Raw genomic sequence first — 23,339 nt, 5'->3', positions numbered from 1 at the left:
GTGGCAGAGATGTTGGTTCAATGTTGCACGAATGTGGCAGCGGCAACTCGGGTCGCCATTGGGGCCGTTGGGCCCGGGGCCAAGGTCACCGCACGCGCCGGTAGCGGTAGCCGACGCCGCGGACCGTCTCGATCGGCGCCTCGAAACCGGCCGCCCGGAAACTGCGCCGCAGCCGCAGGACGACGTAGCGGACGTTGGCCGGGTCGCTGCCGGCCGGGTCGCGCCAGGCGCGCTCCAGGAGCTGGGCAGCGCTGAACACCTGCCCGGGGTTGCGGGCGAGGACGAGGAGGACCTGGAACTCCAGCGGGGTCAGCGGCAGATAGTTGCCCGCCACCGACGCCTCGTGGGTGACGGTGTCGAGGCGGACGCAGCCGTCGTCGACGAGCTGGGCCCCGGGATCGGCCGGCCGGGCGCGCCGCAGGCGGGCACCGAGCAGCGCCCTGGCCAGCGGCAGCGGCACGTCCGGCGTCGCGTAGTCGTCGGCGCCCGCCGCGAGCGCCCGCCGGGCGACGCCTTCGCGGTACGTGCGGTCGTACACCGCCACGAAGAGGTCCTCGGTCATCTCGCGCACCCGCCCCAGGACCTCCCACAGGTCCGGGTCGCGCACCCGGGCGCTCAGCAGCAGCACGTTCGGCCGGTAGCGGTAGAGGTCGCGCAGCGCCTCGGTGCCGGTGGTCACGAGGTGGAAGGTGTAGCGGGTGTCGTTGAGTTCGGCGCGCACCAGGCGGTGGACATCGGCCGGGGCCGCCACGAGCAGCAGCGGCAGCGCCCGTTCGGTGGACGGGCGCCCCTGCGACGTCACGCGGTGCGCAGCCCGAGCCGGATCAGTTCGGCCTCCGCCAGCGCGTCCAGGGTCGCGGGGTCGCCCTCGCGCCAGCCCTCGGCGAGACTGCCCGGGGTGCTCTCGGGCAGCGTCTCCGCGGTGCGGCCGACCTCGTCGAGGGGGCGCAGCAGCGCCCGCAGCGCGAGCAGTTCCCGGCCGTCCTCGCTGTTCGCGAGGTCCCGGGCGGCGGCGGCCCGCCGCACCCAGCGGATCCGGCGCGGCAGCCACAGCGCGCAGAGCAGCGCCACCGGCACGACGAACACCGCGACGGCGGCGAGCAGCACCAGCACCCTGACCGGCCCCGCCCCTTCGGGCGCGGCGCTCACGATCCGGTCACCGGCCCGCGCCACACCGTGCAGCGGCCCGGGCAGCCCGATCCGGGGCCCGGCGGGCGCCGGCCGGGTCGCGTGCCCGAGCACCCGATGAGCCACGACCGCCATCCCGGCCCACCCCGCGACCCACAGCAGAGCCGCCCCGTCACCGATGATCTGCCGAGCGCGCCGACTCGGCTGATGTGCGTACCACATGGTCCGATTGGACCCCTTGTCGCCCGTACGGGGCGCTCACCGCGCCGAACAGCGGTGCGCCTTTACGACATATGGCGGTGCGCCCCACCAGGGGCGCGGGGCTGTATCGATTTGCGGCTCCGCCGCGTGGGCGCGCTCAGCCCGCACCGGGCGTTCACCCGCGAACGGCGCTGTACTGGCCGCCCATGAGGCGCTAGCCCCGCGCCGGGGTGCCGCCTTGCCCACCCTGCCGCTCCGGGGGACCCCCCGGACGGAGTCTGGGGGACGGCAGATTGCCCAAGGCGGCGGGGGGCGCGGGGAACTGCGCGACCAGCCACGACGCACGGGTCACCCACCCACGCACCTCTACCCCCACCCTCAGGGGCGCGGGGAACTGCGCAAAACCCACGGCGCACCCGCACCCGCCCCGTCAGGCGGCCCCCAGCATCCGCTCCAGCCCGTCGAAGTCCTCGACACACTTCCCGCACCCCAGCGCGACACTGTCCAACGGCTCGTCGGCGACGAACACCGGAATCCCCGTACCGGAAGCAATCCGAAGATCGAGCCCGGGCAGCAGCGCACCCCCACCGGTCAGCACGATCCCGTGCTCCATCACATCGCCGGACAGCTCCGGCGGACACTCCTCCAGGGTGGCCTTCACGGCCGAGACGACCGCCTCCACAGGCTCGTCCAGCGCGGCCCGCACCTCCCGCACGGTCAGCTCCACCGTCTTCGGCAGCCCGGCCACCTTCTCCCGCCCCCGCACGGTGAACGCCCGCATCTCGAACGCGTCCTCCCCGGGCACGGGCCACGCCGACCCGATCGCGACCTTGACGTCCTCGGCGGTGCGCTCCCCGATCAGCAGCCCGTGCTCCCTGCGCACGTGAGCGGTGATGGCCTCGTCGAACCGGTCCCCGCCCACCCGCAGCGACCGCGCCGTGACGACACCCCCGAGCGAGATGACGGCGACCTCGGTGGTCCCGCCGCCGATGTCGACCACCATCGACCCGCGCGGCTCCGACACCGGCAGCCCGGCCCCGATCGCCGCCGCCATCGGCTCCTCGATCAGATGTACGGCCCGCGCCCCCGAACTCTGCGCGGCGTGCATGATGGCCCGCCGCTCGACGGGCGTGACCCCGCTGGGCACGCACACGACCATCCGGGTACGCGGCCGGCGGCCCGGGGCGACCTTGCGGACGAAGTGCCGGATCATCTGCTCGGCCGCCTCGTAGTCGCTGATGACGCCGTCGCGCAGCGGCCGGATCGCGGTGATGGAGCCCGGGGTGCGCCCGATGGTCTCCTTCGCCTCGGTCCCCACGGCGAGCACGGAGTCGTGCTTGCCGCCCTGCTTGACGGCGACCACCGACGGTTCGTTCAGCACGATCCCCTGACCGCGTACGTAGAGAAGAGTGTTGGCGGTTCCGAGATCGATACCTATGTCCATGATCGCCAAGTTTGCAGGGTGACTCTGTGCCGCGGCGGGACCAAAGTCCCGATTCGGACAGGCCCAAAGTCCCGTTCCGTCCCGGAGGGCGGCTTGCGTACCGCTGTCCGCACTTGTCGGGGACCTCCGTAGACTGGCGTACGTGAGTGACCTCCCCCCGCGCGACAGCAGCGACGACCACGGCCCCAGCGACAGCCCGGACGCCTTCGAGGAGATCGTGGGCGCCGAGACCGACCGCGACCCCGACCTCGCGGTCATCGAGGCGGGCAGCCGCACCCTGCGCACGCAGGGCGGCACCCCGCAGGGCGACGGCATCCCGGCCCGGCCGCAGGACCCGGAGGTGGAGAAGGCGCTGCGGGTGGTCGAGGCGGACCTGGCCACCCGCTGGGGCGAGACCAAGCTGGAGCCGTCCGTCGCCCGGATCGCGGCGCTGATGGACGTGCTCGGCGAGCCCCAGAAGGCGTACCCGTCGATCCACATCACGGGGACGAACGGCAAGACGTCGACGGCCCGCATGATCGAGGCCCTCCTCGCCGCCTTCGACCTGCGCACCGGCCGCTACACCTCGCCCCACGTGCAGTCGATCACCGAGCGCATCAGCCTGGACGGCGCGCCGATCGAGTACGAGCGCTTCATCGAGACGTTCGAGGACATCAAGCCGTACGTCGACATGGTCGACTCCCAGCAGGAGTACCGGCTGTCGTTCTTCGAGGTGCTGACCGGAATGGCCTACGCGGCCTTCGCGGACGCCCCCGTCGACGTCGCGGTCGTCGAGGTCGGCATGGGCGGCAGCTGGGACGCGACGAACGTGATCGACGGCTCCGTCGCCGTCATCACCCCCATCGACCTCGACCACACCGACCGCCTGGGCTCCACGCCGGGCGAGATCGCGGTCGAGAAGTCCGGGATCATCAAGCAGGACGCCACCGTGATCATGGCGCAGCAGCCGGTGGACGCGGCGCAGGTGATCCTGAAGAAGGCCGTCGAGACGGACGCCACGGTCGCCCGCGAGGGCCTGGAGTTCGGTTTGGTGGACCGGCAGATCGCCGTCGGCGGCCAGCTGGTCACCCTGCGCGGGCTCGGCGGCGAGTACGAGGAGGTCTTCCTCCCGCTGCACGGCGCCCACCAGGCGCACAACGCGGCGGTGGCGCTCGCGGCCGTCGAGGCGTTCTTCGGCATCGGCTCGGAGCACGCGCGCCCGCTCGACATCGACACCATCCGTACGGCGTTCGCGTCCGTCACCTCGCCGGGCCGCCTGGAAGTCGTACGCCGGTCGCCGACCGTCGTGCTCGACGCCGCGCACAACCCCGCGGGCGCCCGGGTCACCGCCGACGCCATCAGCGAGGTCTTCGACTTCAGCCGGCTCATCGGGGTCGTCGGGGCCAGCGCCGACAAGAACGTACGGGGACTGCTGGAGGCCTTCGAGCCGATCTTCGCGGAGATCGTCGTCACGCAGAACTCCAGCCACCGGGCCATGGACGCCGATGAGCTGGCGGGCATCGCGGTGGAGGTCTTCGGGGACGACCGGGTGCAGGTCGAGCCGCGGCTCGACGACGCGCTGGAGGCCGCGATCACGCTCGCCGAGGAAGAGGGCGAGTACGCGGGCGGCGGCGTTCTCGTCACCGGTTCCGTGATCACCGTCGGGGAAGCCCGGCTGTTGTTGCTGGGGAAGGACTGAGCACTGTGCGTACGTTGTGTGCGTCGACGCTGATCGGCGAGTTCTTCGTCATCGGGTTCGCCGGGCTGGTCGCCATGAAGGACCAGGACCTGTCGAGCGGCCTGGTCTGGACGGTCTGTGGCGTGGCCATGCTGTTCTCGGTGCTGCTGTGCGGCATGGTCACCCGTCCCGGTGGCGTCCAGCTGGGCTGGGCCCTGCAGATCGCGCTGATCGTCAGCGGGTTCTGGGTGCCGGTGATGTTCTTCCTCGGGGCCTGTTTCGCGGCGCTGTGGTGGGCCTCGATCCACTTCGGCCGAAAGATCGACGAAGCGAAGGCCCGCTGGGCGCAGCAGGAGTCGAGCGCGGCCTGAGCCACGGCTCGGGCGGGGCTGTTCGTCTGCGGCCCGGTGGCCGCTTCTCGCGCAGTTCCCCGCGCCCCTGAGATGCGCACTTCGTGCGCCATCTCATCAAAGGCGCGTCACCCCCCCCTTCAGGAGAGGCGCGCCACCTGCCCAAGGTGGAGGCGAGCCCCCCGTCCCCCAGGAGAGCCGCGCCCCGGTCCCCCAGGAGAGGCGCGCGAAGCGCAGCCTCAGGGGAGGCGGCGCGCAGCGCCTGCCTCAGGGGCGCGGGGAACTGCGCGACCAGCCCCCACCGGGCCGCGGACGAACGACAACCCGACGAGGGGCGCGGGGAACTGCGCGAGAAGCCCCGCCGGGCCGCAGGTGAACGTGGAACCCCGGTGCCGGGCGGGCGATAACCCCCTGTAATCTCGGGCCCACCGCACATCCAGGCCGCACAAGGAGCCCACCCAAAATGACCCAGCGCACGCTCGTCCTGCTCAAGCCCGACGCAGTCCGCCGTGGCCTGATCGGCGAGATCCTCGGCCGAATCGAGCGCAAGGCCGGCTGGACGATCAGCGCACTCGAACTGCGCGAGCTCGGCCAGGAGACGCTGGAGCAGCACTACGGCGAGCACAAGGGCAAGCCCTTCTACGAGCCGCTGATGACGTTCATGGCGTCCGGCCCGGTCGTGGCGCTGGTCGTCGAGGGCGAGCGCGTCATCGAGGGTGTCCGCCAGCTGGCCGGTCCGACCGACCCGATCGCGGCGGCCCCGGGTTCGATCCGAGGAGACTTCGGCTCCATCGTCCGCGAGAACCTCATTCACGCGTCCGACTCCGAGGAGTCCTCCGAGCGCGAGCTGAAGATTTTCTTCCCGAACCTGGTCTGAAGCCCGGATCTCGTCCACTGAGACGAACCGGCATTCTCCTTCTGATGATTCTGACGATTCGTCAGTCACGGAGCGCCACTGACCTGGAACGGCCTGAGAATTCAGGTCGTTCTTTGGCATATGCGCCCCGATTGGGGGAACGCAACCCTCCGTCGGCACGTCCCCATTAGCGGGGCGGGGATTCATCTGCTGACAATGGCGAAGACCCTCGCGCCGTGATCGTGCAGGCGAGACTACGATGGAGCCTCCACGCCACACCGCGTCCACCTCTCGCCTACCTGACAAGCAATCAAACGCTCCACTTGGGAAGGCCAGACGAATCCTGATGGGGAACTCAATGTCGTTCATCGGCCGTGACATGGCTGTCGACCTCGGGACCGCCAACACGCTGGTGTACGTCAGGGGTCGCGGGATCGTGCTCAACGAACCGTCCGTGGTCGCGATCAACACCAACACCGGTGGCATTCTCGCGGTCGGCGCCGAAGCCAAGAAGATGATCGGGCGCACCCCTGGCAACATCGTGGCCGTGCGCCCGCTGAAGGACGGCGTGATCGCCGACTTCGAGATCACCGAGCGCATGCTCCGCTACTTCATCCTGAAGATCCACAAGCGGCGCTACCTCGCCCGGCCCCGAGTCGTGGTCTGCGTGCCGTCCGGCATCACCGGCGTCGAGCGCCGCGCGGTCATCGAGGCCTCCTCGCAGGCCGGTGCCCGCCAGGTGCACATCATCGAGGAGCCCATGGCCGCGGCCATCGGCTCCGGCCTCCCGGTCCACGAGGCCACGGGAAACATGGTGGTGGACATCGGTGGCGGCACCACCGAGGTCGCGGTCATCTCGCTCGGCGGAATCGTCACGGCGCAGTCCATCCGCGTCGCGGGCGACGAGCTGGACAACGCGATCATCCAGCACATCAAGAAGGAGTACTCGCTCCTCCTCGGTGAGCGCACCGCCGAACAGATCAAGATCACGATCGGTTCCGCGTACGACCTGGACTCCGACGAACACACCGAGATCCGCGGCCGTGACCTGGTGTCCGGTCTGCCGAAGACCGTCGTCATCTCGGCGGCGGAAGTCCGCAAGGCCATCGAGGAACCGGTCAACGCGATCGTGGACGCGGTCAAGACCACCCTCGACAAGTGCCCGCCCGAGCTGTCGGGTGACGTCATGGACCGCGGCATCGTTCTCACCGGAGGCGGCGCTCTGCTGCGCGGCCTCGACGAGCGACTGCGCCGCGAGACGGGCATGCCCATCCATATCGCCGAGGACCCGCTGGACAGCGTGGCGCTCGGTTCCGGAAAGTGTGTCGAGGAGTTCGAGGCGCTGCAGCAAGTACTTGACGCCTCGCCGCGCAGATGAGCGGGTGTTGACACCTGAAAGGGTGGGTCCGCCGTACGAGTGCCTGCCACTTCGTACGGCGGATCGTTGATATAGAGGCAAGGCGTAAGAATTCCCGGACATGAGTTGCATCGGTTACATCCGTCCGGCATCCCCCTATCACCCCGACAAGCCCATATCTCCGGACATCGTGACAACGCCCCACCCGATTTCTGATTGAGGAAGGCACGGCCGCCGCACGTGAGGGACACACGAGAGAGCCGGCTGCTCCTGGTACTGCTGATCGCCGTCGCGTTCGCACTGATCACGGTGGACATCCGCGGAGGAGAGGACTCGCCGGTCGACGGTGCCCGTCAGGCCGCCGCCAAGGTCTTCGGCCCCGTGGAGAGCGGTGTCGCCGGCGCGGTCGATCCGATCGGCAACGCCATAAGCGCGGTCCGCGACTCGGACAAGCGGCACGACCGGATCGGCCAACTGGAGCGCGAGAACGCCGCGTTGAAGTCGAAGCTCGGCAGCGACGACCGCAACCGCAGCAAGATCCGCCAGCTCGACACCATGCTCAAGACGGCGGGCGCCGGCCAGTACGGCATCAAGGGCGCCCAGGTCATCGCCATAGGGTCCGCGCAGGGCTTCTCCTGGACGGTGACCATCGACGCCGGTGCCAACGACGGCATCAAGCGCGACATGACGGTGCTGAACGGGGACGGGCTGGTCGGCCGCGTCACCACGGTCGGCCCCGGCACCTCCACGATCCTGCTGGCCAACGACCCGGACTTCACCGTCGGCACCCGGATGGAGAAGACCGACGAGCTCGGCTTCGCCACCGGCCAGGGCGACCGGCCGCTGCGCGTCCAGCTGCTCAACGGCAAGGCGAAGGTGAAGAAGGGCGACCGGCTCGTCACCTTCGGCTCGGAGGCCGACAAGCCGTTCGTGCCCGGCGTGCCCGTCGGCCGGGTCGTCCGCGTCGACCCGTCGGGCGGCGACCTGACCCGCACCGTCTACGTCGAGCCGTACGTCGGCTTCACCAAGCTCGACATCGTGGGCATCGTCGTCCAGCCGCCGCGCAGCGACCCGCGCGACGAGGTCCTGCCGTCCAAGCCCGCGAAGCCCAAGCCCGCGCCGACCGTGACCGTCACCGTCACGCCGTCCGCGCCGGCCGCCGGCGTCCAGCAGTAACAGGAGGAGCTGACCACCATGCGCTTCAACCGGATCCTCCTCTCCACGACCCTCGTCGTCGTCGCCCTCGTCGTCCAGGTCTGTGTCCTGGCCCGGCTCCAGCTCCCGGGCGCCGTCCCCGACCTGCTGCTGCTGACCGTCCTCGGTCTCGCGCTCGTCTACGGCCACGTCGGCGGCGCCTTCATCGGTTTCGGCGCGGGCCTGCTCGCCGACCTGGCCCCGCCCGCCGACCACGCCGCCGGGCGCTACGCCCTGGTCCTGTGCGTCATCGGCTACCTCGCGGGCCTCGCGAAGCCCGAGACCGGACAGCTGCGCTCGGCCTTCGGCCCGATGGTCGTGGTGGTCGGCGCCGCCGTCGGCACCACCCTGCTGTACGCGGGAGTGGGCGCCCTCGTCGGCGACACCGCCGCCCGCCATGTCGGCCTCGGCAGCCTGCTGTTCACCGCCGCGCTCTACGATCTGCTGCTCGCGCCGTTCGTCGTACCCGGCGTGATGGCGCTGGCCAGACGCGCCGAGAACGATCCACTGGCCGACAGCGGCGGCTCCGGCAAGGTCTCCGACGTCTCCTCCGGATGGCTCTCGTCCGGCACCGGCCTGCGCGTCGGCAATCAGCGCGGCGGTCTGCGCATGAGGTCCGTGAAGGCGCGCGCCGCCCGCGCCGGACGCATCAAGGGGGTCAAGCGCCTGTGAGCGCAGCGAAGTCGACCGCTCCGGCCGCTCCGGCCGCGCACAGGTCGGGCGTGTACACGTACTACTCGTACTCGCACACGTACTAGGGGGAGCACGGGCACCATGACCAACATCCCTGAGACCGGCCGGACCCCGCGCGTCCAGATCCGTCTCGTCGTCCTCCAGATCCTCGTCCTGTCCCTCCTGTTCACGCTCGGCGGCCGCCTCTGGTACCTCCAGGTGCGCAACGGCGACGAGTACGCCAAGGAGGCGTCGGGCAACCACGTCCAGCAGGTCGTCACGCCCGCCGTGCGCGGCTCGATCCTGGACTCGCGGGGCGTCGCCCTCGCCGACAACGAGACCCGCCTCGTCGTCTCCGCCTCGCGGACCGACCTGATGAAGATGAAGGACGACGGGAAGGCCGTCCTGGCCAAGCTCGCGGGCGTCCTCGGCATGACGGCCAAGGAGGTCGAGGAGAAGGTCCGGCTGTGCGACGCCAAGACGCCGCAGCCCTGCTGGAACGGCTCGCCGTACCAGCCCATCCCGATCACCGACGAGGCCACTCCCAAGCAGGCGCTCCAGATCCGCGAGCGCGGCGAGGACTTCCCCGGCATCACCGCCGAGCCCACCGCCGTACGCCGCTACGCCGCGCCCGGCAAGGCCAACACCGCGCAGGTGCTGGGCTATCTCTCCCCGGTGACCGACTCCGAGATCGAGCAGGCGAAGGACAGCGAATCGCCGTACCTCCGCTCCGACCAGGTCGGCCGCTCCGGTCTTGAACGCACGTACGACAAGGATCTGCGCGGCAAGGCCGGTGTCACCCGCTACGAGGTCGACAACCTCGGCCGCGTCATCGGCCGCGCCAAGAGCGACGACGCCGAGCCCGGAGCGAACGTCGTCACCTCGATAGACGCACGGGTCCAGCGGGTCGCCGAGTACGAGCTGAACGATGCGATGAAGGCCGCCCGCAAGGAGTTCGACAAGAACACCGGCACCAACTACAAGGCCGACTCCGGCTCCGTCGTCGTGATGGAGGCCAAGACCGGCCGCGTCGTCGCCATGGCGTCCAACCCGAGCTACGACCCGAACGCCTGGGTCGGCGGCATCTCCGGCAAGGACTACGCCAACCTGACCGGCAAGAACTCCAACTACCCGCTGCTGAACCGGGCCATCCAGGGCCAGGCGGCCCCCGGCTCCATCTTCAAGGTCGTCTCGACCACGGCGGCGGTCAACGCGGGCTACGCGTTCAACGGTCGCTACCCGTGCACCAGCTCGTACTCGATCGGCAACCAGGTCTTCAAGAACTTCGAGTCGGAGAACTTCGGGCCGATCTCGCTGGGCCGCGCGCTGGAGGTCTCCTGCGACACCGTCTTCTACGGCATCGCCCACAACGAGTGGAAGAAGGACGGCGGCCTCAAGGGCAACAAGGACACCCAGGACTGGTTCTACAAGACCGCCCACCAGTTCGGCCTCGGCAAGGAGACCGGCATCGACCTGCCCAACGAGGTCACCGGCCGGGTCCCCGACCGCCAGTGGAAGCAGCGGTTCTGGAAGGCCAACAAGGACTCCTGGTGCAAGTCCGGCAAGAAGGACGGCGACTACGTCCAGCGCCTCAACTACGAGAACTGCCTCGAAGGCAACCTCATGCGCGCCGGTGACTCCGTCAACTACTCCATCGGCCAGGGCGACACCCTCGTCACCCCGATCCAGATGGCGTCCATCTACGCCGCGATCTCCAACGGCGGCACCCTGCACGAGCCCGAGGTCGGCAAGGCCATCGTCAGCGCCGACGGCAAGCACGTCCAGGAGATCCAGCCGAAGGTCAACGCCAAGCTGCCGTTCAAGGGCAAGACCCGCGACGAGATAGACGAAGCACTGGCGGGAGTGGCGACCCGCGGTACGGCGGCCTGGCGCTTCGGCGGCTGGCCCCAGGACAAGATCCCGATGCACGCCAAGACCGGTACGGCGGAGGTCTACGGCAAGCAGACGACGTCGTGGTTCGCGTCGTACACCAAGGACTACTCGATCGTGATGACGATCTCCCAGGGTGGTACGGGCTCGGGCGCCTCCGGACCGGCCGTCCGCAAGATCTACGACGCGATGTACGGCCTCGACGACAAGGGCCAGCAGAACCTGAAGAAGGCCCTGCTGCCCGAGCCGGAGAAGGCCCTGCCGAAGATCCAGAAGGACGGTTCGATCGACGCCCCGACGATCGACACGTACGACCCGAGCAAGCAGCAGGCGCCCGCGCAGCAGGAGCTGGCGGCCGGACTGCCCGCCTCGACGTACAGCAGGAGGGACTGAGCCGGCCATGGCAGGTCACACCAACGGTTTCTCCGTCTCCGGATACGGTCCGCAGCAGCGCTCCACCATGTCCCGGCTCATGGCCAGGGACTCGGTGGTGCGCCGGCTCGACTGGCCGATACTGCTGTCGGCGGTCGCGCTCTCGCTGATCGGCTCCGCGCTCGTCTACTCGGCGACCCGCAACAGGACCGAGCTGAACCAGGGCGACCCGTACTACTTCCTCTTCCGGCACCTGATGAACACCGGCATCGGCATCGGGCTGATGGTCGGCACGATCTGGCTCGGCCACCGCACGCTGCGCACCGCCGTGCCGATCCTCTACGGCATCTCGGTCTTCCTGGTGCTGCTGGTCCTCACCCCGCTCGGCGCGACCGTGAACGGCGCGCACGCGTGGATCATCATCGGCGGCGGCTTCTCGCTCCAGCCCTCGGAGTTCGTGAAGATCACGATCATCCTGGGGATGGCGATGCTGCTCGCGGCGCGGGTGGACGCCGGTGACCGGGAGCATCCCGACCACCGGACCGTCCTCCAGGCCCTCGGCCTCGCCGCCGTCCCCATGATGGTCGTCATGCTGATGCCGGACCTCGGGTCCGTCATGGTCATGGTGATGATCGTGCTCGGCGTGCTGCTGGCGTCGGGGGCCTCCAACCGTTGGGTGCTCGGGCTGATCGGCGTCGGCGCGGCGGGCGCCGTCGCGGTCTGGCAGCTCGGCATCCTCGACGACTACCAGATCGCCCGCTTCGCGGCGTTCGCCAACCCGGCGCTCGACCCGGCCGGCGTCGGCTACAACACCAACCAGGCGCGCATCGCGATCGGCTCGGGCGGGCTCACCGGCTCCGGGCTCTTCCACGGCTCGCAGACCACCGGGCAGTTCGTGCCCGAGCAGCAGACCGACTTCGTGTTCACGGTGGCGGGGGAGGAGCTCGGCTTCCTCGGCGCCGGCGCCATTCTTCTGCTCCTCGCCGTGGTGCTGTGGCGGGCCTGCCGGATCGCGCGCGAGACGACGGAGCTGTACGGGACGATCGTCGCCGCCGGGATCATCGCGTGGTTCGCCTTCCAGGCGTTCGAGAACATCGGGATGACGCTGGGCATCATGCCCGTCGCCGGTCTGCCCCTGCCGTTCGTGTCGTACGGCGGTTCCTCGATGTTCGCGGTCTGGGTGGCAATCGGCCTCCTCCAATCGATCAGGGTCCAACGCCCTATGTCTGCCTGACGGCTTTGCGGCGGCCTGGTGATTGCGCCGGGCCGCCCCCGCCGCCTCGGCTGGCCCGGCGGCCGCCGTCTTGGGCAATCTGCCGCCTGGGGCGGCAGGGTGGGCAAGGCGGCACCCCGGCGCGGGGCTAGCGCCTAGTGGGCGGCCAGTACAGCGCCGTTCGCGGGTGAACGCCCGGTGGGGCTTCTCGCGCAGTTCCCCGCGCCCCTATCGGGGCTGCCAGCAGCCCGCACTCAATGCGCCCCGTGACGCCGGCCTCTATCGGCACAACCCCGCAACGTCTAAATTCGGGTCATGGCGGAGACGAAGCGCGAGATCGAGCGGAAGTATGAGGTTCCGGGCGCTCCCGACGAGCCCTTCGAGCTGCCCGACCTGGGAAAGGTCCCCGGCGTGGCGGAGGTCGTCGACAAGGGCGTCCTGGAACTCGACGCCGTGTACTACGACACGGCCGACCAGCGCCTCGCGGCCGACGACATCACCCTGCGCCGCCGCACCGGCGGCGACGACGCGGGCTGGCACCTCAAACTGCCGGTCGCGCTCGGCGAGGGCGTACGCGACGAGATCCGCGCCCCGCTCTCCGCACAACTGCCCCGCTCCCTGGCCGGCCTCGTCCGCTCCCGCGTACGGGAAGCGCCCCTGCTGCCCGTGGTGCGCCTGCTGTCGTCCCGCGACGTCTCCCACCTGACCGACGCCGACGGCGCGCTGCTCGCTGAGGTGAGCGTGGACGCCGTACGCGCCGAGCGGTCCGACGGCCTGGGCGGCACGGCCTGGACGGAGATCGAGGTAGAGCTGGCGGACGACGGCGACCCCGACTTCCTCGGCAAGGTCGAGAAGCGGCTGCGCAAGGCCGGCGCCGACCGCTCAGGATCCGTCTCCAAACTGGCCCGCGCCCTCGACGAGACGGGCGCCGGGGGACAGACACGCAAGCCTCCCGAGAGCCCGCCGTCCGGCACTGCCGGGGACCACGTGATCGCCCGCCTCCGCGCCCAGCGCGACGCGCTCGTCGACCTCGACCCGGCCGTCCGCCGCGACCTGCCGGACGCCGTGCACCAGATGCGGGTCGCCGCCCGCCGGATGCGCAGCGCGTTCAAGACGTACAAGAAGGTCCTCGACGTGGCCGTCACCGAGCCGGTCGCCGAAGAGCTGAAATGGCTCGGCGCCGAACTGGGTGTGGACCGCGACCGCGAGGTGCTGACCGAGCGGCTCACCTCCCGGATCGACGCCCTGCCGCGCACCCTGCTTCTCGGCCCGGTCCGCGGCCGGCTGCGGATCTGGGCGGTGGCCCGGCGCCAGGGCTCGCGCCGCCACACGGTCGCCGTGCTCGACAGCAAGCGCTACCTGGCCCTGCTGGACGCCCTCGACGCGCTGCTCGCCGACCCGCCGTTGCGGCCCGCCGCCCGGAAACCGGCCGCGGGCGTGCTCGTCGCCGCCGCCCTCAAGGACCAGGCCCGTCTCGCGGCCCGCGTCGAGCACGCCCTGTCACTGCCGGCCGGCACCGACCGCGACCTGGCGATGCACGAGGCCCGCAAGGCCGCCAAGCGCGCCCGGTACGCGGGCGAGGCCGCCGTCCCCGCGCTCGGCAAGCAGGCCAAGCGGTTCGGCAAGCGGATGAAGGCGGTCCAGTCCCTCCTCGGCGACCACCAGGACTCGGTCGTCGCCCGGGAGACGCTGCGCCACCTCGCGATCCAGGCGCACGCGGCGGGCGAGACGGCGTTCACCTGGGGACTGCTGTACGGACAGGAGCAGGCGGCCGCCGCGGACCGCGAGCGCGAGCTGCCCGGAGTGTGGGAAAGCGCGGCGGAGGCGGGCCTCTCGGCGGGTTAGGGTTGAGGGTCATGCCTGTCAGCTCACAAAGGTCCACGGTTATGTCTGCCGAAGCCGCCGCCGCGGCGCCCCAAGCGGTCGAGTCTGTGTTCCCGCAGCTCGAAGCGCTGCTCCCGCACGTGCAGAAGCCGATCCAATACGTCGGCGGAGAGCTCAACTCCACGGTCAAGCCGTGGGAGTCCTGTGACGTCCGCTGGGCGCTGATGTACCCGGACGCGTACGAGGTCGGCCTGCCCAACCAGGGCGTCATGATCCTGTACGAGGTGCTGAACGAGCGGGAGGGCGTCCTCGCCGAGCGCACCTACAGCGTCTGGCCCGACCTGGAAGCCCTGATGCGCGAGCACCGGGTGCCCCAGTTCACGGTCGACTCGCACCGCCCGGTGAAGGCCTTCGACGTCTTCGGACTGTCCTTCTCCACCGAGCTGGGCTACACGAACATGCTCACCGCGCTCGACCTGGCCGGCATCCCGCTGAGGTCGGCGGACCGCACGCTGGACGACCCGATCGTCCTCGCGGGCGGCCACGCGGCCTTCAACCCGGAGCCGATCGCCGACTTCATCGACGCCGCCGTCATCGGCGACGGCGAGCAGGCCGTGCTCGACATGACCGAGATCATCCGCACCTGGAAGGCCGAAGGCCGTCCGGGCGGACGCGAGGAGGTCCTGCTCCGCCTCGCGAAGACCGGGAACATCTACGTCCCGGGCTTCTACGACGTCGAGTACCTGCCCGACGGCCGCATCGGCCGCGTCGTGCCCAACAGGTCGGGCGTGCCGTGGCGGGTCAGCAAGCACACCGTCATGGACCTCGACGAGTGGCCGTACCCCAAGCAGCCCCTCGTGCCGCTCGCCGAGACGGTCCACGAGCGGATGTCCGTCGAGATCTTCCGCGGCTGCACCCGAGGCTGCCGCTTCTGCCAGGCCGGCATGATCACGCGCCCCGTGCGGGAGCGAAGCATCACCGGCATCGGCGAGATGGTCGAGAAGGGCCTCAAGGCGACCGGCTTCGAGGAGGTCGGCCTGCTGTCGCTGTCGTCGGCGGACCACTCCGAGATCGGCGACATCGCCAAGGGCCTCGCGGACCGGTACACCGAGGACAAGATCGGTCTGTCGCTGCCGTCGACCCGCGTCGACGCGTTCAACGTCGACCTGGCCAACGAGCTGACGCGCAACGGCCGCCGCTCCGGCCTCACCTTCGCCCCCGAGGGCGGCAGTGAGCGCATGCGCAAGGTCATCAACAAGATGGTCTCGGAAGAGGACCTCATCCGGACCGTCGCGACCGCGTACGGCAACGGCTGGCGCCAGGTGAAGCTGTACTTCATGTGCGGCCTGCCCACCGAGACGGACGACGACGTCCTCCAGATCGCCGACATGGCGATGAACGTGATCCAGAAGGGCCGCGAGGTCTCCGGTTCGAACGACATCCGCTGCACGGTGTCGATCGGCGGGTTCGTGCCCAAGCCGCACACCCCGTTCCAGTGGGCGCCGCAGCTGAGCGCCGAGGAGACGGACGCGCGCCTGACCAAGCTGCGCGACAAGATCCGCGGCGACAAGAAGTACGGCCGTTCCATCGGCTTCCGCTACCACGACGGCAAGCCCGGCATCGTCGAGGGCCTGCTCTCCCGCGGTGACCGCCGCATCGGCGACGTCATCCGCGCCGTCTACGAGGACGGCGGCCGCTTCGACGGCTGGCGCGAGCACTTCAGCTACGACCGCTGGATGGAGTGCGCGGGCAAGGAGCTCCCGAAGTACGGCGTGGACCTCGACTGGTACACGACGCGCGAGCGCACGTACGAGGAGGTCCTGCCCTGGGATCACCTGGACTCCGGTCTCGACAAGGACTGGCTCTGGGAGGACTGGCAGGACTCGCTCGACGAGACCGAGGTCGAGGACTGCCGCTGGACGCCGTGCTTCGACTGCGGTGTCTGCCCCGCGATGGACACGACCATCCAGATCGGCCCGACCGGCAAGAAGCTGCTGCCGCTGACGGTCGTCAAGTAGCGCCCACCGCTGACATCAGGCGGACACGAAGAAGGGCCGGGCTCACACGCCCGGCCCTTCCTCGTGCCGTACGGCTACTTGCTGACGGCGAAGCGCATCAGCGCGCGCTCGTCGCCCTGCTTGATCTTCCCGTTCTCATTGATCACTTCCAGCTTCCAGACGTCGCCGGCCGTGCGGATCGCCTTCGCGACCAGGCAGCCGTTGTCGGCGCTGAGCAGGCTCGGCCAGATGTCGGCCACCTGCTGGCTGCTGCCGCCCGTGGCGTCGTACACCTTGAAGCTGATGTTGCGGGCCTTCTGGAACGAACTGCCCTTCTTGTAGGCCGCCGCGATGAACACGATCGACGTGATGACCGGCGGCACCTTCGCGAACTCGACGGTGACCGTCTCGTCGTCGCCGTCACCCTTGCCGGTCTGGTTGTCGCCGCTGTGCCGCAGCGCGCCGTTGCCCAGCGGGTCCAGGGAGTCCAGGCCCGCGAGCCGGACCGGGTCGTTGCCCTGGAGGGCGACCGCTATCAGGTCCAGGTCCGTGCCCTGCTTGCGCCGCAGCGCGCCGAGCACGCCACCGCTGCTGCCGGCGGTCGGGTCCCAGGAGACCCCGATGGAGAGATGGGTGACACCGTCGAGATCCGCGGGGCCGTCTTCCTTCGTAAGCGTAATCATGCGCAGATTGTGCCTGGCACGGCCGCTTTGTGAAGCACCGGCGTCCAATTCGACACCTGAGGAGGAGTTTCCTCCGCATCCGAAGAGCCCTCTGCGGCGTCTGACACTGCATGGACATGGAGAAGCGCCACGACCCCGCGCCCGCCCCGGCACCGGCCCCCGCGGAGGGCTGTCTGGTGGCGGCGATCCGCATGCCGGTGCGGATCGTGGCGCTCGTCGTCGTGGTGCCGGTCCGGCTCGTGTGGGACGCGCTCGTCACCGGCGGCCGCTTCCTGTACGAGAAGGTGCTCGTGCCGCTCGGCCGCGGTGTGGGGCTGCTGCTGGGCGCGGTGATCGTCTGGCCGTTCGTCCTGCTCGGGCGGTACGTGCTGGCGCCGCTGGGCCGCGGACTCGCCTTCCTGTGGCGGGTATTGGTGGCCGTGCCGGCGGTCTGGCTGTACGCGCACGTGCTCGCGCCGCTCGGACGGGCGGCGGGCGTGGCGCTCGGCTGGATCGGCAAGGCCCTGTTCGTATGGCCGTGGGTCGCGCTGTGGCGGTATGTGCTCGCACCCGTGGGGCGTGGACTCGCTTGGCTGGTACGGCAGTTGGGTGCCGGTGCCGTCGCGCTGGGGCGCGGGCTCGCCTGGCTCGCGCGGGTGCTCCTCGTCGTCCCCGCCGCGTGGCTGTACGCGCGCGTGCTGACCCCGATCGGGCACGCGATCGCCCTGCTCTTCACGGGGATCGCCGCCGGTCTGCACTGGCTCGCGGCCGCGCTGTACCGGTATCTCCTCACCCCGCTCGGCCTCGCCGCCCTGGCACTCGTCCGGTGGATTCTCGTGCTGCCCGCGCTCGCCCTGTGGCGCTGGGTGCTCGTGCCCGTCGGGCGGGCCCTCGGCGTCCTCCTGCGGGAGATCGGCGCGGCGCTCGGCGTCGCCTGGCGCGTGGCCGGGTACGTGTCGCTCGCCGTCGGGCGGTTCCTCGCCACCCTGCTGCGGTGGACCTTCGTGGAACCCGTGCGCTGGGCGTACCGCAGCGTGCTCACCCCGCTCGGGCACGTCGTACGGGACCAGCTGTGGCGGCCCGCCGCCCGGGTGGCCCGGGAGGCGCTCGGCACGGTCCGTGCCACGGTCCGCCAGGTGCGGGCCGACGTGCGGCGCGCCCTGTTCGGTCCGGGCCGCCCGCCCGAGCCGCCGCCCGGGGAGGTGCGGGAACCGCAGGACGCGCAGGGACGTACTCTTGATAGCAGTACGACCGCTCTCACGAAGACCGCATTCATTAAGGATTAGGACACTGGGCAAGCGACAGCCCGTAGGCCCGCCGCCCGCACCCGCGGTGCAGCGCATCCGACTGCGCTACACCAAGCGCGGCCGCCTCCGGTTCACCAGCCACCGTGACTTCCAGCGCGCCTTCGAGCGTGCGCTGCGCCGCGCCGAGGTGCCCATGGCGTATTCGGCGGGGTTCACGCCGCACCCGAAGGTGTCGTACGCCAATGCCGCACCCACCGGCACGGGCAGTGAGGCCGAGTATCTGGAGATCGCGCTCACCGCGCCCCGCGACCCCGGCACCCTCCGCGCGCTGCTCGACGAGTCGATGCCCCACGGCCTCGACATCGTCGACGCCGTCGAGGCCCGCACCTCAGGTCTCGCCGACCGGCTCACCGCATCCGTGTGGGAGCTGCGGCTCGACGGGGTCCCGGCCGAGGAGGCCGCCCGCGCCGCGGAGGCCTTCCGGACCGCCGAGACGGTCGAGGTGCAGCGCCGCACCAAGAACGGCATGCGGACGTTCGACGCCCGCGGAGCCGTGGTGTCCCTGGAGGCACATGATGCGGCGCAGACCTCGGATGTCCCGGCTGATAGGCCCGGCGACACGGCCTGTGCGATACTGCGCCTGGTTGTTCGGCACGTGACGCCTGCCGTTCGACCCGACGACGTCCTGTCCGGTCTCCGCGCCGTGGCCGACCTGGCGCCGCCGGTCCCCGCAGCGGTGACCAGGCTGGCGCAGGGGCCTTTCGATGAAGAGACCGGCACGGTGACCGACCCGCTCGCGCCCGACCGCGAGGCAGCCCCGGCCGCCCCCCTTGTGGAGGCCGCAGGAACTGCCGCCGCGACGGTGCCCGCGGCGGACGGTTCCGCGTAAGGACGGTCGTCGTCGCGCCGCCCTCGTACTCGGGAGCCACCTGGGTCGGGCAGCGCACCCACCCAAGGACTTTCGCCAGGCCGTACGTACATCGCGTACCGGAACCGGCGAGAACAGACAGAAGAGCCCCCGTGCGGCGCCCGCGCCCCGGACCGGCGGCCCTCGCGCCCGACAAGAAGCGTGAGCGAGCCGCGGACGTCACCGGTCATGGATCAGGCGCGGCGCCCGGGGGCCCGACGGGAGATCCACCCGCATGCCCGAGCCGACCGAACCCACCACCTCCGAGCTGGACAGCCCCAGCGACACCCTGCCCCCGCGCCGTCGGCGCCGGGCCGCGTCGCGCCCCGCGGGCCCGCCCGTGGCCCCCTCCGCGACGGACGCCGAGGCCGCCGCGCCGGCCATACCGGCCACTGCCACGGACGCCGAGGAAGAGCTCGACGCCGTGAACGAGGCAGCCGAGGCCGCTGCCACTACCCCTGAGACTTCCGCGGACGCGGCGCCCGCCGCCCGCCCGCGCCGTCGTGCCACCCGGCGCGCCTCCGCGCCCACCGGTGCGCCCGCACAGGCCGAGGCCGCCGAGCCGGTCGTCGAGGCAGCCGCCGAGCCGGTCGCCGCCGACGAGGCGCCCGCCGAGGCCGCCGCGCCGCGCCGCCGGCGCCGTGCGACCCGCACCGTGTCCGCGCCCGTGACGGACACCACGAACGCCGCCGACGAGCCGAAGGCCGTCGCGGAGGAGACCCCGGCCGCCGCCGACGAGGCACCGGCCGAGGCCGCCGCGCCGCGCCGTCGCCGCCGTGCGACCCGCACCGTGACCGCGCCCGCCGCCGACGAGCCGCAGGCCGTCGAGGAGGCCCCGGCCGAGGAGCCGCAGGCCGCGGCGCCCGCCGCCGAGCCGGTCGCCGATACCCCGGCCGAGGACGCCGCCCCGCGCCGTGCGCGCCGCCGGGCCACCCGCGCCGTGTCCACCCCCGACGCCCCGCAGGCCGCCGCGCCCACCGCCGAGCCGGCCGCACAGGAGCAGGCCGCGCCCGCCGCCGAGCCCGCCCAGGCCACCCAGACCCCCCAGTCCGGCGACGACGCCGAGGACGGCACCCCGCGCCGGGGCCGTCGCCGCGCCACCCGCAAGGCCGCCGGAGGCTTCTCCGAGCCCAAGCAGGGCAAGCAGGGCAAGCAGGCGAAGCAGCAGACCGAAACCGCCGGGACCGAGGGCGGCGGCCGCCCGAAGCGGCCGTCCATCGCCGTGTTCAAGGCGCCGGTCTTCACCGAGCCGATGTTCCAGACGCCGGAGCGCGCCGCTGCCGCCGCCGCGGCCGAGGCCGCCGCAGAGCCCGAGCCCGAGGCCGAGGTCGCGCCCGAGCCGGTCGCGGCCGTCGAGGAGGACCAGACGCCGCGCCGTCGCCGTCGTCGCCGCGCCACGGACGAGCGCCCCGCCGCCGAGCCCGAGGCCGAGGCCGTGACCGTGGCCGCGCCGGAGCCCGCCGTCGAGGCGGAGGCCGACGACCAGGACGAGCAGGCCGCCGACGAGCAGGACAGCGCCGACGACCACGACGAGCAGGGCGACCGCCCGGCCCGCCGTCGCCGTCGCGGTGGCCGCCGCCGTCGCCGCGGGGACGCCGCCGACACGGACGCCGACGCCGAGACGGACGGCGCCTCCGACGAGGACGCCGAGGCCGACGAGGACCAGGACGAGCACGCTGACGAGCAGGACGACGAGCAGGACGCGCACGGCGGGTCCGGTGGGTCGAGCAGCAGCCGTCGCCGCCGTCGTCGTCGCCGTCGCGCCGGTGACGCGTCCCCCGAGGCCGAGCAGTCGTCCACGGACGACCCGGAGCGCACCGTCGTCAAGGTCCGCGAGCCGCGCAAGAAGGAAGAGAAGGCCGAGCGCTCGACCTCCTCGGACGAGGTGCAGTCCATCAAGGGCTCCACGCGTCTGGAGGCCAAGAAGCAGCGCCGCCGCGAGGGCCGTGAGCAGGGCCGCCGCCGGGTGCCGATCATCACGGAGGCCGAGTTCCTGGCCCGTCGTGAGGCCGTCGAGCGCGTGATGGTCGTCCGGCAGAACGGCGACCGCACCCAGATCGGCGTGCTCGAGGACAACATCCTCGTCGAGCACTACGTCAACAAGGAGCAGTCGACCTCGTACGTCGGCAACGTGTACCTGGGCAAGGTGCAGAACGTGCTGCCGTCGATGGAGGCCGCCTTCATCGACATCGGCAAGGGCCGCAACGCGGTGCTGTACGCCGGTGAGGTCAACTTCGAGGCGCTCGGCATGGCCAACGGGCCGCGCCGCATCGAGACCGCCCTCAAGTCCGGCCAGTCGGTCCTGGTGCAGGTCACCAAGGACCCGATCGGCCACAAGGGCGCCCGCCTGACCAGCCAGGTCTCGCTGCCCGGCCGCTACCTGGTCTACGTGCCCGAGGGCTCGATGACCGGCATCAGCCGCAAGCTGCCCGACACCGAGCGCGCGCGTCTGAAGACCATCCTCAAGAAGATCGTCCCCGAGGACGCGGGCGTCATCGTGCGCACCGCCGCCGAGGGCGCGAGCGAGGACGAGCTGCGCCGCGACGTCGAGCGTCTGCAGGGCCAGTGGGAGGACATCCAGAAGAAGTCCAAGCAGATCTCGACGTCGTCGCCGAGCCTGCTGTACGGCGAGCCGGACATGACCGTCCGCGTCGTGCGCGACATCTTCAACGAGGACTTCTCCAAGGTCATCGTCAGCGGTGACGAGGCGTGGGAGACCATCCACGGTTACGTCAACCATGTCGCCCCCGACCTGTCCGACCGGCTGTCCCGGTGGACGTCCGAGGTCGATGTCTTCGCGACGTACCGGATCGACGAGCAGCTCGCCAAGGCGCTCGACCGCAAGGTGTGGCTGCCCTCCGGCGGCTCCCTGGTGATCGACAAGACCGAGGCGATGATCGTCGTCGACGTCAACACCGGGAAGTTCACCGGTCAGGGCGGCAACCTCGAAGAGACCGTGACCAGGAACAACCTGGAGGCGGCCGAGGAGATCGTCCGTCAGCTGCGGCTGCGCGACCTCGGCGGCATCGTCGTCATCGACTTCATCGACATGGTCCTGGAGTCCAACCGGGACCTGGTCCTGCGCCGCCTCCTGGAGTGCCTGGGCCGTGACCGGACCAAGCACCAGGTCGCCGAGGTCACCTCGCTCGGCCTGGTCCAGATGACCCGCAAGCGCGTCGGCCAGGGCCTCCTGGAGTCCTTCTCCGAGACCTGCGTGCACTGCAACGGCCGTGGCGTCATCGTCCACATGGAGCAGGCGTCCTCCGCCGGCTCCGGTGGCGGCGGCAAGCGCAAGAAGCGTGGCCGCGGTGGCAACGGCGCGGACCACCAGCACGAGACGCACGAGCACGACACGCACGAGCACGAGGCCCACGAGGACGCGTCGGCGCCGGAGACGGCCGAGAGCGACGTCGAGACGGCCGCCGGGACCGCGCCGGCCGAGGTCGATTTCACGGTCGACGACGAGCTGTACTCCAGCGCCGCCGAGGCGGAGGCCGCGGCGGGCCGCGGCCGTTCGCGCCGCCGTGCCACGCGCCGCGCGTCGGCTCCGGCCGGTGCCCCGAAGGCCGAGCAGACCGACAAGCGGTCCGCCCGTGCCGACCGGGCCCGCAAGGCGGAGCAGGCCGAGGAGCAGCGGGAGGCCGCCGCGGCCGCCCCGGTGGCCGAGGCCGAGCCGGTCGTCGAGGCGCCCACGGCGCAGGAGACGCCCGAGCCCGTGGTGGAGCAGGCCGCCGAGGCCCCGGCCCCGCGGACGCGCCGTCGTGCCACCCGCAAGGCCAGCGCCCCCGCCGGTGCGCCGAAGGCGTCGTCCGACGAGGCCGCCGCGGTGACCGTCGTGGAGTCGGAGCCCAAGGCCGCCGAGCCCAAGGCCGAGGAGCCGAAGGCGGAGCAGCCCAAGGCCGCCGAGGAGACGGCGCCGGAGGCCGGGACGGCCGCTCCGGCCCGCCCGCGCCGCCGTGCCGTGCGCAAGGCGACCGCCCCGACCGCGTCCGAGGAGACGGCCGTCCTGGTCGTCCCGTCGGCCACGGAGGAGGCCACCGAGGCTCCCGAGGCCGAGGAGGCGCCCGCCGCCAAGAAGACGGCCCGTAAGACGGCCAAGAAGGCGACGGCGAAGAAGGCGGCCACCACCACCAAGAAGACCGCGGCCAAGAAGACGGCCGCGAAGAAGACGACGGCCAAGAAGGCGGCGACCAAGACCGCCGCCAAGAAGACGACCGCGAAGAAGACCGCGGCGGCCGAGCAGCAGTCGCTGCCGTCCGTCACGGCCGCGGCCGACGAGGCCTGAGCCACGCACGACGGCGGACGGGGCCCCAAGTTTTCGGGGTATGGGGGGTGCGGGGGGTGTTGGTGGGAGTGAAACCACGCGGG

At 71.3% G+C, this 23,339-nt stretch carries 17 protein-coding genes; 13 read left to right on the top strand and 4 right to left on the bottom strand.

Annotation, left to right across the window (positions count from 1 at the left end; all coding sequences use genetic code 11):
* Positions 1–85 precede the first annotated feature (85 nt).
* The 3 genes from ACFVDP_RS20905 to ACFVDP_RS20895 form a co-directional block, all read right to left on the bottom strand.
* The gene (locus tag ACFVDP_RS20905; RefSeq protein WP_383491545.1) at positions 86–802 is read right to left on the bottom strand and encodes a winged-helix domain-containing protein; all 717 of its coding nucleotides are present in this window, start codon (positions 800–802) and stop codon (positions 86–88) included.
* Positions 799–1,350 carry a hypothetical protein gene (locus ACFVDP_RS20900; RefSeq protein WP_383491543.1) on the bottom strand — a complete coding sequence of 184 codons (552 nt, stop codon included), beginning with the start codon at positions 1,348–1,350 and terminating at the stop codon, positions 799–801. The genes ACFVDP_RS20905 and ACFVDP_RS20900 overlap by 4 nt, the downstream gene beginning before the upstream one ends.
* Before the next feature lie 409 nt (positions 1,351–1,759).
* Positions 1,760–2,773 carry a rod shape-determining protein gene (locus ACFVDP_RS20895; protein WP_383491541.1) on the bottom strand — a complete coding sequence of 338 codons (1,014 nt, stop codon included), beginning with the start codon at positions 2,771–2,773 and terminating at the stop codon, positions 1,760–1,762.
* A gap of 142 nt (positions 2,774–2,915) precedes the next feature.
* On the opposite strand from ACFVDP_RS20895, the gene ACFVDP_RS20890 reads away from it, so the two are divergent.
* From ACFVDP_RS20890 to ACFVDP_RS20845, 10 genes are all read left to right on the top strand, one after another.
* Positions 2,916–4,451, top strand: coding sequence for a bifunctional folylpolyglutamate synthase/dihydrofolate synthase (locus ACFVDP_RS20890; RefSeq protein ID WP_383491539.1), 1,536 nt, complete (start codon positions 2,916–2,918; stop codon positions 4,449–4,451).
* 5 nt (positions 4,452–4,456) lie between these two features.
* Positions 4,457–4,801, top strand: coding sequence for a DUF4233 domain-containing protein (locus ACFVDP_RS20885; protein WP_383491537.1), 345 nt, complete (start codon positions 4,457–4,459; stop codon positions 4,799–4,801).
* A 442-nt stretch (positions 4,802–5,243) separates the two neighbouring features.
* The gene (gene ndk / locus ACFVDP_RS20880) at positions 5,244–5,657 is read left to right on the top strand and encodes a nucleoside-diphosphate kinase (RefSeq protein WP_383491535.1); all 414 of its coding nucleotides are present in this window, start codon (positions 5,244–5,246) and stop codon (positions 5,655–5,657) included.
* A 337-nt stretch (positions 5,658–5,994) separates the two neighbouring features.
* Positions 5,995–7,014, top strand: coding sequence for a rod shape-determining protein (locus ACFVDP_RS20875; protein WP_018531437.1), 1,020 nt, complete (start codon positions 5,995–5,997; stop codon positions 7,012–7,014).
* Between the two features lie 219 nt (positions 7,015–7,233).
* Complete coding sequence (mreC, locus tag ACFVDP_RS20870) at positions 7,234–8,169, top strand: rod shape-determining protein MreC (RefSeq protein WP_383491533.1); 936 nt, start codon at positions 7,234–7,236, stop codon at positions 8,167–8,169.
* Positions 8,170–8,187: 18 nt separating this feature from the next.
* Positions 8,188–8,859: a rod shape-determining protein MreD gene (mreD, locus tag ACFVDP_RS20865; RefSeq protein WP_383491531.1), complete on the top strand. Its 672-nt coding sequence runs from the start codon at positions 8,188–8,190 to the stop codon at positions 8,857–8,859.
* A gap of 102 nt (positions 8,860–8,961) precedes the next feature.
* Complete coding sequence (gene mrdA, locus ACFVDP_RS20860) at positions 8,962–11,142, top strand: penicillin-binding protein 2 (protein WP_383491529.1); 2,181 nt, start codon at positions 8,962–8,964, stop codon at positions 11,140–11,142.
* 7 nt (positions 11,143–11,149) lie between these two features.
* A complete protein-coding gene (gene rodA / locus ACFVDP_RS20855) occupies positions 11,150–12,355 on the top strand; it encodes a rod shape-determining protein RodA (protein WP_383491527.1) in 1,206 nt (401 codons plus the stop codon).
* Positions 12,356–12,649: 294 nt separating this feature from the next.
* Positions 12,650–14,179 (top strand): CHAD domain-containing protein, encoded by a 1,530-nt coding sequence (locus tag ACFVDP_RS20850; RefSeq protein WP_383491525.1) that lies wholly within the window; start codon positions 12,650–12,652, stop codon positions 14,177–14,179.
* 41 nt (positions 14,180–14,220) lie between these two features.
* A complete protein-coding gene (locus ACFVDP_RS20845; protein ID WP_383491523.1) occupies positions 14,221–16,176 on the top strand; it encodes a TIGR03960 family B12-binding radical SAM protein in 1,956 nt (651 codons plus the stop codon).
* A gap of 74 nt (positions 16,177–16,250) precedes the next feature.
* Here the strand turns inward: ACFVDP_RS20845 and ACFVDP_RS20840 are convergent, their stop codons facing one another.
* Positions 16,251–16,838 (bottom strand): TerD family protein, encoded by a 588-nt coding sequence (locus ACFVDP_RS20840; RefSeq protein ID WP_383491521.1) that lies wholly within the window; start codon positions 16,836–16,838, stop codon positions 16,251–16,253.
* Positions 16,839–16,954: 116 nt separating this feature from the next.
* On the opposite strand from ACFVDP_RS20840, the gene ACFVDP_RS20835 reads away from it, so the two are divergent.
* The 3 genes from ACFVDP_RS20835 (at position 16,955) to ACFVDP_RS20825 (ending at position 23,256) form a co-directional block, all read left to right on the top strand.
* Positions 16,955–18,103 (top strand): hypothetical protein, encoded by a 1,149-nt coding sequence (locus ACFVDP_RS20835; protein ID WP_383491519.1) that lies wholly within the window; start codon positions 16,955–16,957, stop codon positions 18,101–18,103.
* 46 nt (positions 18,104–18,149) lie between these two features.
* Complete coding sequence (locus tag ACFVDP_RS20830; protein ID WP_383491517.1) at positions 18,150–18,953, top strand: TIGR03936 family radical SAM-associated protein; 804 nt, start codon at positions 18,150–18,152, stop codon at positions 18,951–18,953.
* A 253-nt stretch (positions 18,954–19,206) separates the two neighbouring features.
* Positions 19,207–23,256, top strand: coding sequence for an Rne/Rng family ribonuclease (locus tag ACFVDP_RS20825; RefSeq protein WP_383491515.1), 4,050 nt, complete (start codon positions 19,207–19,209; stop codon positions 23,254–23,256).
* The last annotated feature ends 83 nt before the right edge of the window (positions 23,257–23,339 follow it).

The organism is Streptomyces sp. NPDC057694, from assembly GCF_042799415.1.
In the GTDB taxonomy this organism is placed as follows: Bacteria; Actinomycetota; Actinomycetes; order Streptomycetales; family Streptomycetaceae; genus Streptomyces.
This window is presented reverse-complemented; position numbering and strand designations above follow the sequence as displayed.